This window comes from Pseudomonas sp. FW305-E2, assembly GCF_058782925.1.
In genome coordinates, this window is record NZ_JBYSYE010000047.1 from 1 (window position 1) to 17,604 (window position 17,604).

Below are 17,604 nucleotides of genomic sequence, written 5' to 3' on the forward strand. Positions count from 1 at the left end.
ACCGCGCTGCAGGCCCCATCCTGGGGCCCAGCGCTTGACGGGCATCCATGCCCGTCACCTCCCTTCGCAAGCCCTGCACTCGGCCTCCTGAAGTCGCAATCTGCGTCGCCTGAACTATCGCGCGCTTAGAAGCAACAGCAAAAGCAGAAACAGAAACAGAAACAGAAACAGAAACAGAAACAGAAACAGAAACAGAACGACGTGCTGGCCTCAGCGTGGCTTCAAGTCGAGCCGCCGCAGGTGGCAGGTTACTTCTTCACGGTCGTGGTACAGCTGCTTGCAGGCAATCGACACCCTGATCTTGCGTGCCTTGAATGTTGCCTCCATACGGTCGAGCAGGCGCCGTACTTCGGCATAACGCTGCTTCATCGGCAACTTCAGGTTGACCACCGCCTCGCGGCACAGCCCCTCACCCAGCCAGGTTTCAATCAGCGAGGTGGTACGCGCCGGCTTCTCGACGATATCGCACACCATCCAGTCTACCGGCTGCTTCGGCTGCCAGGTAAACCCATCGGCCATCAAGTGCTGGACCAGGCCTGTGTCCATCAGGCTTTCGGCCATCGGCCCGTTATCGATGGCTGTCACCAGCATGCCACGGCGCACCAGCTGGTAGGTCCAGCCACCCGGTGAGGCTCCCAGGTCGACGCCGGTCATGTCATCCCCCAGGCGCTGCTCCCACTGCTCACGCGGAATGAACTGGTGCCAGGCCTCTTCCAGCTTGAGTGTCGAACGGCTAGGTGCCTCGCGAGGAAACTTCAGGCGCGGGATGCCCATGGGCCACAAGGCGCTGTTGCTGGCCGATGCCACGCCGACAAATACCCGCCGGCCGCTGATGAAGGTCAGCAGCAAGCGTGGGCGACCGGGGTCGTCGACCAGGCGGCCGGCCTTCTCCAGGGCCTTGCGCAACGGCACTTCGAACTTTCGGCAGAAGGTGGACAATTCCTTGCCTTCGTTGCTGTCCAGCACCTCCAGCCAAAGGCTGCCGAACACCGGGAAATCGGCCAACTGCGCCAGCAACACACTGATGCGGTCACTTTCCGGCAGTTCAACGTAACCGCCACGTGCCCACTGCCGCGGGAAAATCAGCTGGTTGAAACGCAGTTCCCCCATCAAGCGCTCGGCACCGCCCTCCTCGCTACAGACAAACTCGGCACTGGCACTTTGCGGCTTGCCTTTGGCATAGCCGGCAACACCCAGGCGGGCGGCATGTTCGCTGATTTCGGCGCAAACCTCGCCCTCGAAACCGGGCCGGCAATGCATGAACAGGGTATTCATCTCTCACTCCACGACGGCTGGCGCACCACAGGCGCCGGCAGGGCGGCGATGATAAAGGAAGTTCGGAACCTGCGACACGCCCCGCCGGTCCAGAAAAGGGTCAGGTAGCGTAAACCGGTCTAACCTGACCATTCAGCCAGGTCCGTGCCGTGCGGACCGATACAGAGCGGTGCTGCCGGCAAACCGTGAATATTTGCCGGGCACCGGTGCAGAAGGAGTTGGCAATGCCCTCGCTCGATAGCCTGAACACCCTCAAGCCCCTCAAGGTCGGCGACCAGACCTACCACTACTTCAGCCTCACCGAGGCCGCCCGCCAGCTGGGTGACCTGCAGCGCCTGCCCATGTCGCTGAAAGTGCTGCTGGAAAATCTGCTGCGCTGGGAGGATGGCGCGACCGTCACCGGCGACGACTTGCGCGCCATTGTCCAATGGCTTGGCGAACGCCGCTCGGACCGCGAGATCCAGTACCGCCCGGCGCGGGTGTTGATGCAGGACTTCACCGGTGTGCCCGCCGTGGTCGACCTGGCGGCCATGCGCGCCGCCATGGCCAAGGCTGGCGGCGACCCGCAACGGATCAACCCGCTGTCACCGGTCGACCTGGTGATCGATCACTCGGTAATGGTCGACCGCTACGGCACGCCGCAAGCCTTTGCCGAAAACGTCGACATCGAAATGCAGCGCAATGGCGAGCGCTATGCCTTTCTGCGTTGGGGCCAGAGCGCCTTCGACAACTTCCGCGTGGTCCCCCCGGGCACCGGCATTTGCCACCAGGTCAACCTGGAATACCTGGGCCGCACGGTGTGGACCCGGGAGGCCGACGGCCGCACTTATGCCTTCCCCGATACCTTGGTGGGCACAGACTCGCACACCACCATGATCAACGGCCTGGGCGTACTCGGCTGGGGTGTCGGCGGCATCGAAGCGGAAGCGGCCATGCTCGGCCAGCCGGTATCGATGCTGATTCCCGAAGTGATCGGCTTCAAGCTGACCGGCAAGCTGCGGGAGGGCATCACTGCCACTGACCTGGTGCTGACCGTGACACAGATGCTGCGCAAGAAAGGCGTGGTGGGCAAGTTCGTCGAATTCTACGGCGACGGTCTGGCCGAGTTGCCCCTGGCCGACCGCGCGACCATCGCCAACATGGCACCGGAATACGGCGCCACCTGTGGTTTCTTCCCGGTCGACCAGGTCACCTTGGACTATCTGCGCCTTTCGGGCCGCCCCGAAGCGACCGTGCAGTTGGTCGAACAGTACTGCAAGGCGCAGGGCATGTGGCGCCTGCCCGGCCAGGAGCCGTTATTCAGCGACATGCTGGCCCTGGACATGGACGACGTCGAAGCCAGCCTGGCCGGGCCCAAACGGCCGCAGGACCGCGTAGCGCTGGGCCAGGTCAGTCAAGCCTTCGACCACTTCATCGAGCTGCAGCCCAAGCCGCTGGCCAAAGAAGTTGGCCGCCTGGAAAGCGAAGGTGGCGGCGGTGTGGCAGTGGGCAACGCCGACCAGACCGGCGCAGTCGACTACAGCCATCAGGGCCAGACCCACACCCTGCGCGATGGCGCCGTGGTGATTGCCGCGATCACCTCATGTACCAACACGTCCAACCCCAGCGTGATGATGGCTGCCGGGCTGGTGGCAAAAAAAGCACTGGAGAAAGGCCTGCAACGCAAACCTTGGGTCAAGAGCTCGCTGGCGCCAGGCTCCAAGGTAGTCACCGACTACTTCAAGGCAGCCGGACTCACGCCTTACCTCGACCAACTGGGTTTTGATCTGGTCGGCTATGGCTGCACCACCTGTATCGGCAACTCCGGCCCGCTGGACGAGGCGATCGAAAACGCCATTGGCAGCGCCGACCTGACCGTGGCTTCGGTGCTATCGGGCAACCGCAACTTCGAGGGCCGCGTGCACCCACTGGTCAAGACCAACTGGCTGGCCTCGCCCCCGCTGGTGGTGGCCTACGCCCTGGCCGGCAGCGTGCGCCTGGACCTGACGCGCGACCCGCTGGGCTCAGGCAAGGACGGCCAACCGGTCTACCTGCGTGATATCTGGCCGACCCAGCAGGAAATTGCCGAGGCCGTGGCCAAGGTCGATACGGCGATGTTCCATAAGGAATACGCCGAAGTGTTCGCCGGTGATGCGCAATGGCAGGCCATTGAGGTGCCACAGGCCGCCACCTACGAGTGGCAGGCTGACTCCACCTACATCCAGCACCCACCGTTCTTCGACGGCATCGGCGGGCCGCCGCCACAGATCGCCAATATTCACGGCGCACGGGTGCTGGCGCTGCTGGGCGACTCAGTGACCACCGACCACATTTCCCCCGCGGGCAACATCAAGACCGACAGCCCGGCCGGGCGCTATCTGCGGGAACAGGGTGTGGAGCCTCGCGACTTCAACTCCTACGGTTCGCGGCGTGGCAACCACGAAGTGATGATGCGCGGCACCTTCGCCAACATCCGTATCCGCAACGAAATGCTGGCAGGTGAAGAAGGCGGCAACACCTTGCATGTGCCCACTGGCGAGAAGCTGTCGATCTACGACGCGGCCATGCGTTACCAGCAGGAGGGCACCCCGCTGCTGGTGATTGCCGGCCAGGAGTACGGTACCGGCTCGAGCCGCGACTGGGCAGCCAAGGGTACCAACCTGCTGGGGGTCAAGGCCGTGCTGGCAGAAAGCTTCGAGCGTATTCACCGCTCCAACCTGGTGGGCATGGGCGTGTTGCCGCTGCAATTCAAGGCCGGGCACAACCGCAAACAGCTGGGGCTGACCGGCAAGGAACAGATCGATGTACTGGGGCTGGACGGCGCACATATTCGCCCCGGCATGAGCCTGCCCTTGCGCATTACCCGTGAGGATGGGCAGCAGGAACAGATCGAGGTGCTATGCCGGATTGATACCCTGAACGAGGTGGAGTACTTCAAGGCCGGGGGGATTCTGCACTATGTGTTGCGCCAGATGATCGCCGGTTGAGACGGAGCGTCTGGCCGTAGATTTGTTCTGTTCTCGAGACCGAGCGCTGCGCAGGCGGCGCTCGGTCTAATACGCGCCTATGCCCCAAAGCCTTACGCTTCCAAGTCCCCCGCGTCAGCACTGGCCCTTGGCCATCCATTCGGTCATCATCTGACTTACCCGTCATTGAGTGCAATCAATGAACCAAATATCCATTCAATAAAGCCAGCGGCTTGCCGATACCTGTCGAAAGCCCTGCGGACTATCACCCATGCGTAACAACCAGCCGATTACCCAGAGAGAACGGACTTTCCCTGCCCAGCAGCGGTTGATCTCCACTACCAACGCCAAGGGTGTGGTCACCTACTGCAACGATGCCTTTATCGAAATCAGTGGATTCACCCGCGAGGAGCTGACTGGCGCACCGCACAACCTGGTGCGTCACCCCGACGTACCGCCTGCCGTGTTTGCCCATATGTGGCAGACCCTCAAGCAGGGCCAGCCGTGGATGGGCATCGTCAAGAACCGCTGCAAGTCCGGTGACCATTACTGGGTCAACGCCTATGTCACACCCATCTTCGATAACAACCAGGTTGTCGGCTTCGAGTCGGTGCGGGTCAAGCCCACCGCCGAGCAGATCCGCCGTGCCGAGGCCCTGTATCAGCGCATCAACCAGGGCAAGCCACCGGTACCGCGCCGCGACAAGTGGCTGCCAGTGCTGCAGGACTGGCTACCGTTCATCCTGATCAGCCAGGTGGGCTTCCTGATCGGCAACTGGCTGGGTCATTCCTGGGGCTTTGCCTTGGCCGCTGGGCTTTCGGTACCACTGGGCCTGCTCGGCCTGAGCTGGCAGCAGCGCGGCCTCAAGCGCCTGCTGCGCCTGGCCGAGCAAACCACTTCCGACCCCCTGATCGCGCAGATGTACACCGACAGCCGTGGCGTGCAGGCGCGCCTGGAAATGGCCATGCTCAGCCAGGACGCACGCATGAAAACCTGCCTGACCCGCCTACAAGACAGTGCCGAACACCTGAGCGACCAGGCACGCCAGTCCGATGCCTTGGCGCACAAGAGCTCTACGGGGCTGGAGCGCCAGCGGGTGGAGACCGAGCAAGTCGCCGCTGCGGTAAACCAGATGGCCGCCACCACTCAGGAAGTGGCCAACCATGTGCAGCGCACCGCCGATGCCACCCAGGAAGCCAACCGCCTGACCAGCCAGGGCCGGCAGATTGCCGGAGAAACCCGCGAGGCCATCGAACGTCTGTCGGCGGCAGTGGGCGAGACCGGCCAGACGGTTACGCAACTGGCCAAGGACAGTGACGAGATTGGTGGCGTGGTCGACGTGATCAAGGGCATCGCCGACCAGACCAACCTGCTGGCACTGAACGCAGCCATTGAAGCAGCGCGCGCCGGTGAAATGGGCCGTGGTTTTGCCGTGGTGGCTGATGAAGTGCGTCAGTTGGCCCAGCGCACCGCCGAATCCACCGGGCAGATCCACGGCCTGATCGCCAAGCTGCAACAGACCGCCAGTAACGCAGTGCTGACCATGGAAACCGGCCACCGCCAGGCACAGGAAGGCGTCGACCGGGTAATGCAGGCCGATGAGGCGTTGGTAGGCATCAGCGAAGCGGTAGCCAATATCACCGACATGGCCACCCAGATTGCTGCTGCAACCGAAGAGCAGACCGCAGTGGCTGACGAGATCAGCCGCAACATCAGCACCATTGCCGAACTGGCCGACCAGACCGCCGAACAGGCGCAGCACTCGGCACTGCTGAGCGAAGAACTGACCAGCACGGCGGGCAGCCAGTATTCGCTGGTGGAGCGCTTCAACCGCTGAAGCTCGAGACTTCCGCTGGGGGTGACACCGGCTCTGCCGGTGTTCGCGGGTAAACCCGCTCCTACAGCGGCCTGTGTTCAACCACCGAGGTGCGTCCGCCACCGATCTGTGCCGAACCACCGATGCGTGCGTAGGAGCGGGTTTACCCGCGAATACGGTAGCGGCGGCAACGGTGAACGGCGGGTGGAAATTGGCCAGCAGGCCCGGCCCTTTCGCAGGTGAACCCGCTTGCTGTGTTACCAGTCCAACCGCAAGCGGCTCTCGAAGTAGCGCTCTTCGCCACTCAGCGGGTCCTCGAAACGCAGGCTCTGCGCCAACAGTTTCAGCGGCCGCTGGTAGTCATCCTCTTCATTGAGCAACTGCGGATAGAACGGGTCATTGCTGATCCCTGCCCCCAAGGCCGCCATGTGCACACGCAACTGATGGGTCTTGCCAGTCACGGGCGATAGCCCATAGCGCCATCGCTCACCGTTCTTCTCCAGCACCTCGGCCAGGGTTTCACTGTTGGCCTCACCCTCCACCTCATGCATGCGGAAAAATGGCTCGCCATGCACCAGGCGGCTTTTGTGCACCAGCGGAAATGTATGCTGCGGCATGGCAGCGGCAATGGCCTGGTAACGCTTGTCGATACGCCGCTCGGGGAACAGCCGCTGGTAGGCGCTGCGGCTGTGCGGGTTGGCGGAAAACAGCACGAGCCCAGCGGTGTGCCGGTCGATGCGGTGCAACGGCACCAGGTGCGGATTGTCCAGACGACGGATCAGGCGGCGCAACAAGGTCTGCTCGACGTATTCACCCGTCGGCGTCACCGGCAGGAAATGCGGTTTATCGGCCACCACCAGGTGCTCGTCCACATGCAGCACCACCTCCTGCACCGGAATCGGCCGTTCGTTCGGCACTTCGCGGAAGTAATGCAAACGCATGCCACGCTTGTAAGGCAGGTCGGCGGCAACTGCGTGCCCGTTGGCATCCAGCACCCGGCCACGGGCAAAGCGGTCAAGCCACTGGGCGCGGTCGATGGCCTTGAAATGGTCACACAAGCAATCGAGCACCGTCACCCAGTTACCAGGTGGCAGGCACACCGTACTGGCTTGCTGGCGGGCGGGGTCGAAAGGCGTGGTCATGGCTGGGCTCGAGACGTTCATGGCCGCGCATTATCGCCCAAGCCCGCCCCCTCAACCAGCCTGGGCCATCGCCTCGCAGCGCTCCTTCAGCCAGCGCAGTACCTGCACCGGCTCCCAGCGGCCAGGGTCGTAGAGTGCATAGAGCAACCCCTCATAACCCACCACATCCAGCCCTCGGTGGTAACCGGCCCGCTGGAACAAGGCCTCGATCTCGGCGAAGCAGGTATTGAAGTGGACTTTGCCGAACGGCGTGCAGTCGCCCGTCACCAGGCCTTCGAGGCGCAGTTCCAGAACGGCGTCAGCCACCCGATCCACGGGCATGCGGTTGACGCTGTACTTGAGTTGCTCGACATTGAGCATGGCTTCACCTCGATACTGTATTTATATACAGCATACGAACATCCCCTTGCTGCCGTCAATGCGCTTCATTGCAGCCCCGCCAGGTAGCCGCTGCCTTTACGCAGGGTCAGCACCTGCCTGCGCGGCGTGCCGCGCGTCACCGACAGGTGCACCCATTTATCGAATTCCAGGATCAGCTGATCGAAGGGCACCGTACTTTCGCTGACTCGCCGAACGGTCTCGCGCGGGCTGACCTCGATCACCGTGAAGTCCGCCGCCAGCCCTTGCACGTGCTGGCTATCGGAGGCGCCACCGATCAACCGATTGACCCTTTCACTGCGATACCCGCTGCTGATGATGATGGGCGCGTCGAACAATGCACGTACCTGTTCCAGCGCACAGCACAGCAATTGCAGGTTGGCCCTGGCTTCGAGGGGCGGTGCATTATCGAACCCTTCGCGGGCGGCGAGCTGGGAAACGGTCATTTCATCGAAGGTGAAATGTGGAGTGATGAACATGGCGAGCTATTCCGATGATGGAGAAGGTTACCGGCGACGGTGCGCCTCCACCGGATCATCAGCTCGCTTCACAGATCATGGAGCAGGGTTGCAACTCCTCTGCAGCCATCATTGCCCAAGAAAGGCCACCACTTGCTCGGTATCGAACGGCCAGTGCAACTCGGCGCCGTTGTCACAGCGCCGCAGCACCGGAATGATCAGGCCATAACGTTCGAACAAAAGCTCGCTCTCGGCGATATCGACCAGCTCTACCAGCAGGCCATGATCGACGAGAGGCATCAACACAGCCTCGGCCACTTCGCAGAGGTGGCAGCCGAGGGTGCCGAACAGTTGACATTCAGGCAGCATGTGGCAGGTCCCGGGTTGGCATACACAGAAGCCTATTCTAGGCGCGCCACGCCCACCCTGCATCTGACCTGGCTCAATCCTGGCTGGTAGCACCGATCCGGTGCAGCGACAGGTCCGCGCCTTGGAACTCCTGCTCATGGCTCAAGCGCAGGCCATGCAACGCACGAATGGCTCCGTACACGGCAAAGCCACCGGCCAAGGCCACCAGCACGCCCATCAGGCTGCCCAGCAACTGGCTGACCAGGCTGACACCGCCCATGCCGCCCAGCGCCACCTGGCCGAACACGCCACAGGCGATGCCACCCCACACGCCACACAGGCCATGCAACGGCCACACACCCAGGACATCGTCGATTTTCCAGCGATTTTGCGCGGCGGTGAAGGTCCAGACAAAGAGCGCCCCCGCCACCAGGCCGGTGACCAGCGCTCCAACCGGGTGCATCAGATCGGAACCTGCGCAAATCGCCACCAGCCCGGCCAGCGGGCCGTTATGCAGAAAGCCCGGGTCGTTGCGCCCGGCCAGCAACGCCGACAGGGTGCCACCCACCATCGCCATCAGCGAGTTGATCGCCACCAGGCCGCTGACGCCCTGCAAGGTCTGGGCACTCATGACGTTGAAGCCAAACCAGCCGATGATGAGGATCCACGAGCCCAACGCCAGAAAGGGAATGCTCGACGGCGCAAACGCCACCAATCGGCCCTCGCGGTAGCGCCCACGGCGCGCCCCCAGCAGCAGCACCGCCGCCAGCGCCAGCCAGCCCCCCATGGCGTGTACCACCACAGACCCGGCAAAGTCGTGGAACGGTGCGCCGAAGCGTGCCTGCAGCCAAGCCTGCACGCCCAGGTTGCCGTTCCACACCACGCCCTCGAAGAACGGATAGACGAACGCCACGATCAACGCCGTGGCGCACAACTGCGGCACGAACCGCGCCCGCTCGGCAATGCCCCCGGAGATGATCGCCGGAATCGCCGCCGCAAAGGTCAGCAGGAAGAAGCACTTGACCAGCGCATAGCCATGGTCGACAGCCAGTGTTGTCGCCGGCTGGAAGAAGTTGACTCCGTAGGCGATCCAGTAGCCTATAAAGAAGTAGACCAGCGCCGAGATGGCAAAGTCGCTGAGGATCTTCGACAAGGCGTTGACCTGGTTCTTGTGGCGCACCGTGCCCACTTCAAGGAACGCGAAGCCGGCATGCATGGCCAGCACCAGAATGGCGCCCATGAGAATGAACAGGGTGTTGGAACCGTGGACCAGAGAGTCCATAGCGCTGTGCATGTTTTCCATGAAATAGGCAGACCTGCTGAAAAAGGCACCAGGACAGTTCAAGAACCTGCATCCCTGCACCGAATCGGTGCCAGCCCCTACCCTGTTCAGGTGAGCGGGGTGAAGCCTGCGTGGTTTTTTCTTGGGTTTGTCGTGGATTGGGTTAAGGTTTATCGGTATCCGCTGCGCGGGCGCCCTGAATCGGCGCAAAACCGGTTACAGGCGCTCCGCAACGTGGCAAAAACTTAGCAAGGCCCATACCAGCAGCCGCACTTGAACCTTCCATGCGTGCTGTCACTCGAACTACCAACACTCATCGACAGGGAGAGACCCATGGCCAGCAAATCGGCAAAGAATGCACAAGAGATATTGATGGCTGACTTCCAGGCCTTGGTGCGCGACACCGAGAAGCTGCTGGCCGACACCGCCAACCTGGCCGGCGACCAGGCCGACGAACTGCGCGAGCAGATTCACGAGCGCCTGGCCCAGGCCCGCGAAACCCTGCAACTGACCCAGGACTCGGTGCGTGAACGCAGTCAGGCAGCGCTTGGCAGCGCCGAGCAGTACGTGCAGGAAAACCCGTGGCGGGCAATCGGCATCGCGGCCGGCGTCGGCCTGTTGATCGGTCTGCTGGCCAACCGGCGCTAAGGGGAACCCATGGAGAATGACGCCAACGGCACCGGCGCTTCGGGCAAGCGCCTGGGCGCGGCCATGCTGGGGCTGCTGCACAGTCACATCGAACTGTTCGGTATCGAGTTGCAGGAGCAGAAGGGCCGTACCTTGAGCCTGCTGCTGTTCGCCGGCCTGGCGCTGGTGTTCGCCCTGCTGCTGCTGACCGCGCTGTCCGGGCTGCTGCTGGTGCTGCTGTGGGACAGCTATCGACTGGCCGGTATCATTGGCCTGTGCGTGTTCTATGGCATTGCCGCCCTGTACTGCGGCGTGCGCCTGAAGGCGGCGGTGTTCGACGAATCATCGCCCTTCGGCGCCACCCTCGACGAACTTGCCAAGGACAGGGAGCGCCTGTTGCCATGAGCCTGCCAGAACTGCCAAACACGCGTAACCCGCGCGAACTGCGCAAGGCGCTGCTGCGCCTGCGCATGGAGATGCACCGCCAGGAAATCCGTCATGAGTCCGGTCAGTTGCTTGAACCGCTGCGCCGCGTGCGCGGCATGGGCAGCTCGCTACATGAAGGCCTGGGTATCAAGCATGCGCCACTGTGGGGCATCGGCGCTGTGGTGGCGCTGGGCTTTCTCACCGGCAAAGGCGTACGCAGCGGCAACCTGACGCGCCTGGTACGGTTGGGCAGCACCCTGCTGCCGCTGGTACGCCTCTACCTGCAAGGCGGCCGCCGCCCCTGACGCTCGCCCCGGCAGAAGCAGCCTTGTGTTGCGAAGAGGCCCGTACGATCGATACGAATGCATCAAAGGGCCGGCCTCTTCTTCGCAGCACACGGCGCTTCCTGCAGGGTATGCTGCTGCCTTCGAACGACAGGAGACCGCGCCTTGGACTGGCACACCTTGCTTACCCGCGAACGGCTGGGCAAAGCCCTGTACAGCGCCGATGAACTCGGGCGCAGCCCCTTCCACAAAGACCACGACCGCATCATTTTCTCCGGTGCCTTCCGCCGCCTCGGCCGCAAGACCCAGGTGCATCCGGTGTCGAGCAACGACCATATCCATACGCGCCTGACTCATTCGCTGGAAGTCAGCTGCGTCGGCCGCTCGCTGGGGATGCGCGTCGGCGAGACCCTGCGTGATAACCTGCCGGACTGGTGCGCCCCCAGTGACCTGGGGATGATCGTGCAGTCTGCCTGCCTGGCCCACGACATCGGCAACCCGCCATTCGGCCACTCCGGCGAAGACGCCATTCGCCACTGGTTCCAACAGGCCGCCGGGCGTGGCTGGCTGGACGACATGAGCGATGACGAACGGGCCGACTTTCTCAACTTCGAAGGCAATGCCCAGGGCTTTCGTGTGCTCACCCAACTGGAATACCACCAGTTCGATGGGGGGACCCGCCTGACCTATGCCACCCTCGGCACTTACCTCAAGTACCCGTGGAGCGCCCGCCATGCCGACGCCCTGGGCTACAAGAAGCACAAGTTCGGCAGCTATCAGAGCGAACTGCCCCTGCTCGAACAGATCGCCCGCAAGCTCGGCCTGCCGCAGCTGGAACACCAGCGCTGGGCGCGCCACCCACTGGTGTATCTGATGGAGGCTGCCGATGACATCTGCTACGCGCTGATCGACCTGGAAGACGGCCTGGAAATGGAGCTGCTGCAATACGCAGAAGTCGAAGCGCTGTTGCTTGACCTGGTCGGCGAAGACCTGCCAGAAACCTACCGCCAGCTCGGCCCACGCGATTCTCGTCGGCGCAAACTGGCAATACTGCGCGGCAAGGCCATCGAACACCTGACCAACGCCGCCGCCCACGCCTTCGTCGAGCAGCAGCAGGCGTTGCTGGCCGGGCAACTGCCGGGCGACCTGGTGGAACACATGCATGGCCCAGCCAAACGCTGTGTACTGCAAGCCAAGGACATGGCACGCAACAAAATCTTCCAGGACAAGCGCAAGACCCTGCACGAAATCGGCGCCTACACCACCCTGGAGATTCTGCTGAACACGTTCTGCGGTGCGGCCCTCGAGCAGCACGGTGGACGTACGCCATCGTTCAAGAGTCGCAGGGTGCTGGACCTGATCGGCAACAATGCGCCAGACCCACATGCCTCGTTGCACAGCGCCTTCCTGCGCATGATCGACTTCATCGCCGGCATGACCGACAGCTATGCCAGCGAAATGGCCCGGGAGATGACCGGGCGCTCCAGCCCGACCTGAAACGCGTCGGTGCAGCGCGGGCTCGGCCAGGCGCTGCACCACGCTTGCAGGAAACTTCCTACACCGAGGGTAACCACACTAAACGGCATGAATAAAAACTAATGAAAAGTTACCAAAATCGCTTTGACAGCGAGTTAACCACACCTATTCCGTAGCCCATTTTGCTTTATCTTGTAAGCCGTTTCCCATATAAGCCTAACAGCCATTCCTCGCACGCCTGACGACTTCCAACTGCGATAAGGTGCCCACTGTCACCCTCAATCGACCGCAGGGAAGTTGAACATGCATTCCATATTTATCGTTGACGACCATCCGGTGATTCGCCTGGCCGTCCGTATGCTGCTGGAAAACCAGAACTACAAGATTGTCGGCGAGTCGGACAACGGCGTAGACGCCATGCAAATGATCCGCGAGAGCAACCCCGACCTGGTCATTCTTGACATCAGCATCCCCAAGCTAGACGGCCTGGAGGTGCTGGCCCGCTTTCAGAGCATGGCCCTGCCCTTGAAGGTTCTGGTATTGACTGCACAGTCCCCGGCATTGTTTGCCGTACGTTGCATGCACTCGGGCGCAGCAGGTTATGTCTGCAAGCAGGAAGACTTGAGTGAACTGCTCAGTGCAATCAAGGCCGTACTGGCCGGTTATAACTACTTCCCCAGCCAGGCAATAAAAAACAACCAGACGACCGACAGCGACCTGCAACTTTTCCGCCAGGTAAATGACCGCGAACTGATGGTGCTTCAACTTTTCGCCCAAGGCCGCAGCAACAAGGAAATTGCCAAGGGCATGTTCCTCAGCAGCAAGACTGTCAGTACCTACAAGAAGCGCCTCATGCACAAACTGCAAGTCAATACGCTGGTCGATCTGATCGAGATGGCCAAGCGCAACGCGCTGGTCTGAACGTGGTCATGGCCCGAGCTATCAATCGCCTGCTGCTCGTCCTGCTGCTGCTCAGCGGCGCGACACAGGCTGGCCATCGCGAAGCCGCGTCCTTTACATTACTGGCGCGCTCATCGGCCCGCCCCGTCCAGCCCGTGCTCACGCCCGAACAACGGCAATGGCTCGAAGGCCAGCAGGAACTGGTACTGGGCACGTCGGCCCCCGACTATCCGCCGTTCGACATCACCGGTGGCGGCAACGACTACCAGGGCCTGACCGCCGAGTATGCAAGCCTGATCGGCATGGCCTTGCAGTTGCCAGTGAGGGTGCTGCGTTTCTCCAGCCGGCAGGCGGCGGTGGAGGCGCTCCGGCACGGGGATATTGACCTGCTGGGCAGCGCCAATGGCTACGAAGCGGCCAGTGACGGCCTGGCACTGTCGCGGCCCTATGCCGTCGACCAACCTGTACTGGTAACGCGTGAAGACGAAAAACGGGCGCTGGACATGGACCTGGCCGGCATGCGCCTGGGTATGCTCTACCACTATTTGCCCAGACAAGAAGTACTCACCGCCTACCCCAAGGCCGAGCTGCTGGCCTTTGGTTCTTCCAGCCAGGCACTGAATGCTGTCGCATTCGGCCAGGCCGACGTGTTCATCGGCGACACCATCTCCACGCACTACCAGCTCAACCGTGGTCATCTGCCCCGCCTGCGCATGGCCAACTTCGGCAAACACGAGGCCATCGGCTTCGGTTTTGCCTTGCGTCAGCAAGATACCGTGCTGCTGGACCTGGTGAACACCATCCTGGACAGGCAAAGCCCGGCCATACGCTCCAGTATCTTCAAACGCTGGAGCGCCGGCAGCGACCTGTTGCTGAGCGATCGCCAACTGCAATTGAGCGCGGCCGAGCAGCAGTGGTTGCAGAAGCATCCCGTGATGCGCGTGGCAGCCGATGACGCGGCTGCACCACTGTCCTATTTCGATGATTCGGGGCATTTCCGAGGCATCACCGCCGACCTGCTGGAACTCATTCGCCTGCGCACCGGGTTGCGTTTCGAAGTGCAGCGCGCCAGTGGCATTGCCGACATGGTCGCCCGCCTCAAGGATGGCCGGGCCGATGTCATCGCCGCACTGGCCAGCGCCGGGAAACCAGGGGACGACCTGCAAATCAGCCGCCCCTACCTCGAAAGCGCCTATGTGCTGGTCAACCACAAGGACAACAACACACTGAGTTCACTGGAGCAGTTGCAGGGGCATCGCATCGCCATTACCCGGGACAGCACCATGAACGCCATGCTGTCCCGGGACTACCCAAAGATAAGCTGGGTCGAGACCGAAAGCGCGTTCTACTCCATGGCGTTGCTCAACAGCGGGGCCGTCGATGCGGTGATCACCACCCTGATCGACGCCAACCACGCCTTGGCCAGCAACCCCGAGCTGGTCATCCGCACCTCGGTCGGCAGCGAACCCGCCAACTTCGCCATGGCCACCATTGCCCCGTCACCGGCGCTGTTGTCTATCCTCGACAAGGCTTTGCTGAGTATCTCACCCGAGGAGCTGGGGGTAATCAACAACCGCTGGCGCGGCTTTGGCAGGCATGAGGATGACAACACCAAAGGCTACAGCCGCCTTGCCCTGCAGGTGGTGCTGGCCACGGTCGTGCTTTTATTGCTGGCCCTGCTCTGGAATGCCCGCCTGCGGCTGCAGATTCGCCAGCGCCAGCGCGCCGAACGCGCGCTGAACGACCAGTTGGCATTCATGCGCGCCCTGCTCAACGGTACGCCTCACCCCATGTATGTGCGCGACCGCGAGGGTTGCCTGAAAAGTTGCAACTACAGCTACCTTGAAGCCGTGCAGGCCCGCTCCGATCAGGTGATCGGCAGAAAACTCAACGACAGCCTGTTTGCCGATTCCGAGCAGGCTCGGCAGATCCAGGCTGATTACCAGAAGGTCATGGCGGCAGGCTCGCCGCTGATCAAGGACCGCCCACTACGGATCAAAGGCCGGGAATTGACTATCTACCACTGGATCTTGCCGTACCGCGACTCCCTGGGTGAGGTGCAGGGGATCATCGGCGGCTGGATCGACATCAGCGAACGCCGCCAACTGGTCATGGAGCTGCGCCAGGCCAAGCAGCAGGCCGACGATGCCAACCGCGCCAAGAGCACATTCCTGGCGACCATCAGCCACGAAATCCGCACCCCGATGAACGCCGTCATCGGCATGCTGGAGCTGGCGGTCAAGCGCGCCGACCAGGGCCGGGTGGACCGCAGCGCGCTGGAACTGGCACACCATTCGGCCAAAGACCTGCTAGGCCTGATCGGTGACATTCTCGACATCGTGCGCATCGAGTCCGGGCACTTGTCCCTGGCCCCGGAGGTGGTCGACCTGGCGGCGCTGGTCGAATCGGTGGCGCGCATTTTCGATGGCCAGGCGCGGCAAAAAGGCCTGGCCCTGGAGGTGCAGATCGCCCCGGCCGCACGCTGCCATGTCCTGCTTGACCCGCTGCGCTTCAAGCAGGTGCTGTCCAACCTGGTGAGCAATGCCATCAAGTTCACCGAGCATGGTCAGGTGCGCATCTGCGTCAGCCTGCTGGATGACGGTACCAGCACACCCGCCGTACTGGAGCTGGAGGTGCGCGACAGTGGCATCGGCATCCACCCCGACGACCTGCAGCGCCTGTTCAACCCGTTCATCCAGGCCAACCCGCACAGCCAGGGCGCCCGCGCAGGTACCGGGCTGGGCCTGGCCATCTGCCGCAACCTGTGCGAAATGATGGGCGGCAGCCTGTCCATGAAGAGCCTGGAGGATGTCGGTACCCAGGTGCGCCTGAAGATGCCGCTGCAACGGGTGGATGGCGCAGAGCAGCCGAAACCGCTGCCCGAGCAGCTCGACGTGCCCGACCCACGGCTGAACGTGCTGGTCATCGATGATCACCCGGCCAACCTGCAACTGATGGCGCAACAACTTGGCTACCTGGGCCTGGAGCACGCCAGCGCCCGCGATGGGCGGGAAGGCCTGGCGACCTGGCGGGAAGGCGACTTCGATGTGCTGGTACTCGACTGCAACATGCCGCACATGAACGGTTACCAGCTGGCGACTGCCGTGCGCGCCGAAGAACGCCATGGCAAGCGCCCCCCCTGCACCATCCTCGGCTATACCGCCAACGCACAGCCGGAAGTACGCCGCAAGTGCCTGACCGCCGGCATGGACGACTGCCTGCTCAAGCCCATCAGCCTGAGCACCCTCAGCCAGCGCCTGGCTGGCATTCGCCCGCGCCGCCAGCAACGCCCCCGCCGCAAGCTGTACCAGCTGGACGGCCTGGCCGCCGTGGTCGGGCCTGACCCGGTCGATCGTCAGCGCTTCCTGGAGGCCCTGCACCAGAGCCTTCAGGCCGATCTGGCCAGCCTGATGGCGCTTCACCCGCAACACGACAGCGGCGCCATTGCCGAGCAGGCCCATAAGGTGCTCAGCGCCGCACGCATGCTGGAAGCCCCTGACCTGATGGCGGCCTGTGAAGCCCTCGAAGCCAGCGACTTGCCCACTGCCCAGGTGCGCCTGCGGCGCCAGGTACTGGCACGGCATATGTGCCGAGTGGAGCGTGCCCTGGCCAAGGAGTTGGCCACAAGCAGAGATACTCAGGCAGGCAACCACACGTGTTAACTGGTAGACTGCGCGGCGTTATTACCTAAGAGGATTGTTTCATGGCCACAAACCGCTCCCGTCGTCTGCGCAAGAAGCTGTGTGTCGACGAGTTTCAGGAATTGGGCTTCGAGCTGAACCTGGAATTCAAGGAAGATCTGGATGACCAGGCAATCGATGCTTTCCTCGACGCGTTCCTGGAAGAAGCCATGGACGCCAACGGCCTGGATTATGTAGGCGGTGACGATTTCGGCCTGGTGTGCTCGGTCAAACGCGGCTCGGTCAGCGAAGAACAGCGCGCTGCCGTTGAAGCCTGGCTCAAAGGCCGCAGCGAACTGACCAAAATCGAAGTCAGCCCGCTGCTGGATGCCTGGTACCCGGAAAAGCCTATCAACAAGGCTGAGTGATACTTGTCAGCTTCGAGCTGAAAGGTTGATTGCTGAAAAGGCCACCCCATTCGGGTGGCCTTTTTATTGGCGATGCTTTTCCGTCGAACGTGACGCATCGCGGCTGCGCTTGGGGCATAATGCGTAGTGTTTACGTCGTGGGGCCATCATCTCTTACAGCCCCAAAGCCCTTTTCCCTCGCCGCAGGGTATTCACTCAC

General features: G+C 62.5%; 15 protein-coding genes. 9 read left to right on the top strand and 6 right to left on the bottom strand.

The window, feature by feature from the left end; translation table 11 throughout:
- Positions 1-210: 210 nt before the first annotated feature.
- A complete protein-coding gene (gene rlmM, locus AC3WLP_RS24055) occupies positions 211-1,275 on the bottom strand; it encodes a 23S rRNA (cytidine(2498)-2'-O)-methyltransferase RlmM (protein WP_004577178.1) in 1,065 nt (354 codons plus the stop codon).
- 224 nt (positions 1,276-1,499) lie between these two features.
- On the opposite strand from rlmM, the gene acnA reads away from it, so the two are divergent.
- Both acnA and AC3WLP_RS24065 read left to right on the top strand, forming a co-directional pair.
- Entirely contained in the window at positions 1,500-4,241 is a 2,742-nt protein-coding gene (gene acnA, locus AC3WLP_RS24060; RefSeq protein WP_088513644.1) for an aconitate hydratase AcnA, read from the top strand.
- A 250-nt stretch (positions 4,242-4,491) separates the two neighbouring features.
- Positions 4,492-6,057 (top strand): methyl-accepting chemotaxis protein, encoded by a 1,566-nt coding sequence (locus AC3WLP_RS24065; RefSeq protein ID WP_012053174.1) that lies wholly within the window; start codon positions 4,492-4,494, stop codon positions 6,055-6,057.
- Between the two features lie 236 nt (positions 6,058-6,293).
- Here AC3WLP_RS24065 and AC3WLP_RS24070 read toward each other — a convergent pair whose 3' ends face one another.
- The 5 genes from AC3WLP_RS24070 to AC3WLP_RS24090 form a co-directional block, all read right to left on the bottom strand.
- Entirely contained in the window at positions 6,294-7,178 is an 885-nt protein-coding gene (locus AC3WLP_RS24070) for a pseudouridine synthase (protein ID WP_088513729.1), read from the bottom strand.
- A gap of 51 nt (positions 7,179-7,229) precedes the next feature.
- Positions 7,230-7,538, bottom strand: a complete 309-nt coding sequence (locus AC3WLP_RS24075) for a hypothetical protein (RefSeq protein ID WP_003248718.1) — start codon at positions 7,536-7,538, stop codon at positions 7,230-7,232.
- A 65-nt stretch (positions 7,539-7,603) separates the two neighbouring features.
- Positions 7,604-8,035 carry a D-Ala-D-Ala carboxypeptidase family metallohydrolase gene (locus AC3WLP_RS24080; protein WP_003248716.1) on the bottom strand — a complete coding sequence of 144 codons (432 nt, stop codon included), beginning with the start codon at positions 8,033-8,035 and terminating at the stop codon, positions 7,604-7,606.
- 108 nt (positions 8,036-8,143) lie between these two features.
- Positions 8,144-8,383, bottom strand: a complete 240-nt coding sequence (locus AC3WLP_RS24085) for a glutaredoxin family protein (RefSeq protein ID WP_003248714.1) — start codon at positions 8,381-8,383, stop codon at positions 8,144-8,146.
- A 73-nt stretch (positions 8,384-8,456) separates the two neighbouring features.
- On the bottom strand, positions 8,457-9,665 hold the full coding sequence (locus AC3WLP_RS24090) for an ammonium transporter (protein WP_003248712.1): 1,209 nt from the start codon (positions 9,663-9,665) through the stop codon (positions 8,457-8,459).
- Between the two features lie 312 nt (positions 9,666-9,977).
- On the opposite strand from AC3WLP_RS24090, the gene AC3WLP_RS24095 reads away from it, so the two are divergent.
- From AC3WLP_RS24095 to AC3WLP_RS24125, 7 genes are all read left to right on the top strand, one after another.
- The gene (locus AC3WLP_RS24095) at positions 9,978-10,292 is read left to right on the top strand and encodes an ElaB/YgaM/YqjD family protein (protein WP_014753952.1); all 315 of its coding nucleotides are present in this window, start codon (positions 9,978-9,980) and stop codon (positions 10,290-10,292) included.
- A gap of 9 nt (positions 10,293-10,301) precedes the next feature.
- Entirely contained in the window at positions 10,302-10,676 is a 375-nt protein-coding gene (locus tag AC3WLP_RS24100; protein ID WP_012053179.1) for a phage holin family protein, read from the top strand.
- The gene (locus AC3WLP_RS24105; RefSeq protein ID WP_003248704.1) at positions 10,673-11,002 is read left to right on the top strand and encodes a hypothetical protein; all 330 of its coding nucleotides are present in this window, start codon (positions 10,673-10,675) and stop codon (positions 11,000-11,002) included. The genes AC3WLP_RS24100 and AC3WLP_RS24105 overlap by 4 nt, the downstream gene beginning before the upstream one ends.
- Before the next feature lie 144 nt (positions 11,003-11,146).
- Positions 11,147-12,478, top strand: a complete 1,332-nt coding sequence (locus AC3WLP_RS24110) for a deoxyguanosinetriphosphate triphosphohydrolase (RefSeq protein ID WP_014753953.1) — start codon at positions 11,147-11,149, stop codon at positions 12,476-12,478.
- A gap of 282 nt (positions 12,479-12,760) precedes the next feature.
- On the top strand, positions 12,761-13,378 hold the full coding sequence (locus AC3WLP_RS24115) for a response regulator transcription factor (RefSeq protein WP_003248700.1): 618 nt from the start codon (positions 12,761-12,763) through the stop codon (positions 13,376-13,378).
- Between the two features lie 8 nt (positions 13,379-13,386).
- Positions 13,387-17,019 carry an ATP-binding protein gene (locus tag AC3WLP_RS24120; RefSeq protein WP_088513728.1) on the top strand — a complete coding sequence of 1,211 codons (3,633 nt, stop codon included), beginning with the start codon at positions 13,387-13,389 and terminating at the stop codon, positions 17,017-17,019.
- Between the two features lie 41 nt (positions 17,020-17,060).
- On the top strand, positions 17,061-17,405 hold the full coding sequence (locus AC3WLP_RS24125; RefSeq protein ID WP_003248695.1) for a YggL family protein: 345 nt from the start codon (positions 17,061-17,063) through the stop codon (positions 17,403-17,405).
- Positions 17,406-17,604 lie beyond the last annotated feature (199 nt).

What these genes read in the sequence shown, in the direction of transcription:
- AC3WLP_RS24070 (WP_088513729.1), bottom strand. Translation starts at nt 7,178, where the DNA reads ATGACCACGCCTTTCGACCCCGCCCGCCAGCAAGCCAGTACGGTGTGC.
- AC3WLP_RS24100 (WP_012053179.1), top strand. Translation starts at nt 10,302, where the DNA reads ATGGAGAATGACGCCAACGGCACCGGCGCTTCGGGCAAGCGCCTGGGC.
- acnA (WP_088513644.1), top strand. Translation starts at nt 1,500, where the DNA reads ATGCCCTCGCTCGATAGCCTGAACACCCTCAAGCCCCTCAAGGTCGGC.
- AC3WLP_RS24095 (WP_014753952.1), top strand. Translation starts at nt 9,978, where the DNA reads ATGGCCAGCAAATCGGCAAAGAATGCACAAGAGATATTGATGGCTGAC.
- AC3WLP_RS24120 (WP_088513728.1), top strand. Translation starts at nt 13,387, where the DNA reads ATGGCCCGAGCTATCAATCGCCTGCTGCTCGTCCTGCTGCTGCTCAGC.
- AC3WLP_RS24115 (WP_003248700.1), top strand. Translation starts at nt 12,761, where the DNA reads ATGCATTCCATATTTATCGTTGACGACCATCCGGTGATTCGCCTGGCC.
- AC3WLP_RS24105 (WP_003248704.1), top strand. Translation starts at nt 10,673, where the DNA reads ATGAGCCTGCCAGAACTGCCAAACACGCGTAACCCGCGCGAACTGCGC.
- AC3WLP_RS24080 (WP_003248716.1), bottom strand. Translation starts at nt 8,035, where the DNA reads ATGTTCATCACTCCACATTTCACCTTCGATGAAATGACCGTTTCCCAG.
- AC3WLP_RS24090 (WP_003248712.1), bottom strand. Translation starts at nt 9,665, where the DNA reads ATGGAAAACATGCACAGCGCTATGGACTCTCTGGTCCACGGTTCCAAC.
- AC3WLP_RS24125 (WP_003248695.1), top strand. Translation starts at nt 17,061, where the DNA reads ATGGCCACAAACCGCTCCCGTCGTCTGCGCAAGAAGCTGTGTGTCGAC.
- AC3WLP_RS24085 (WP_003248714.1), bottom strand. Translation starts at nt 8,383, where the DNA reads ATGCTGCCTGAATGTCAACTGTTCGGCACCCTCGGCTGCCACCTCTGC.
- rlmM (WP_004577178.1), bottom strand. Translation starts at nt 1,275, where the DNA reads ATGAATACCCTGTTCATGCATTGCCGGCCCGGTTTCGAGGGCGAGGTT.
- AC3WLP_RS24065 (WP_012053174.1), top strand. Translation starts at nt 4,492, where the DNA reads ATGCGTAACAACCAGCCGATTACCCAGAGAGAACGGACTTTCCCTGCC.
- AC3WLP_RS24075 (WP_003248718.1), bottom strand. Translation starts at nt 7,538, where the DNA reads ATGCTCAATGTCGAGCAACTCAAGTACAGCGTCAACCGCATGCCCGTG.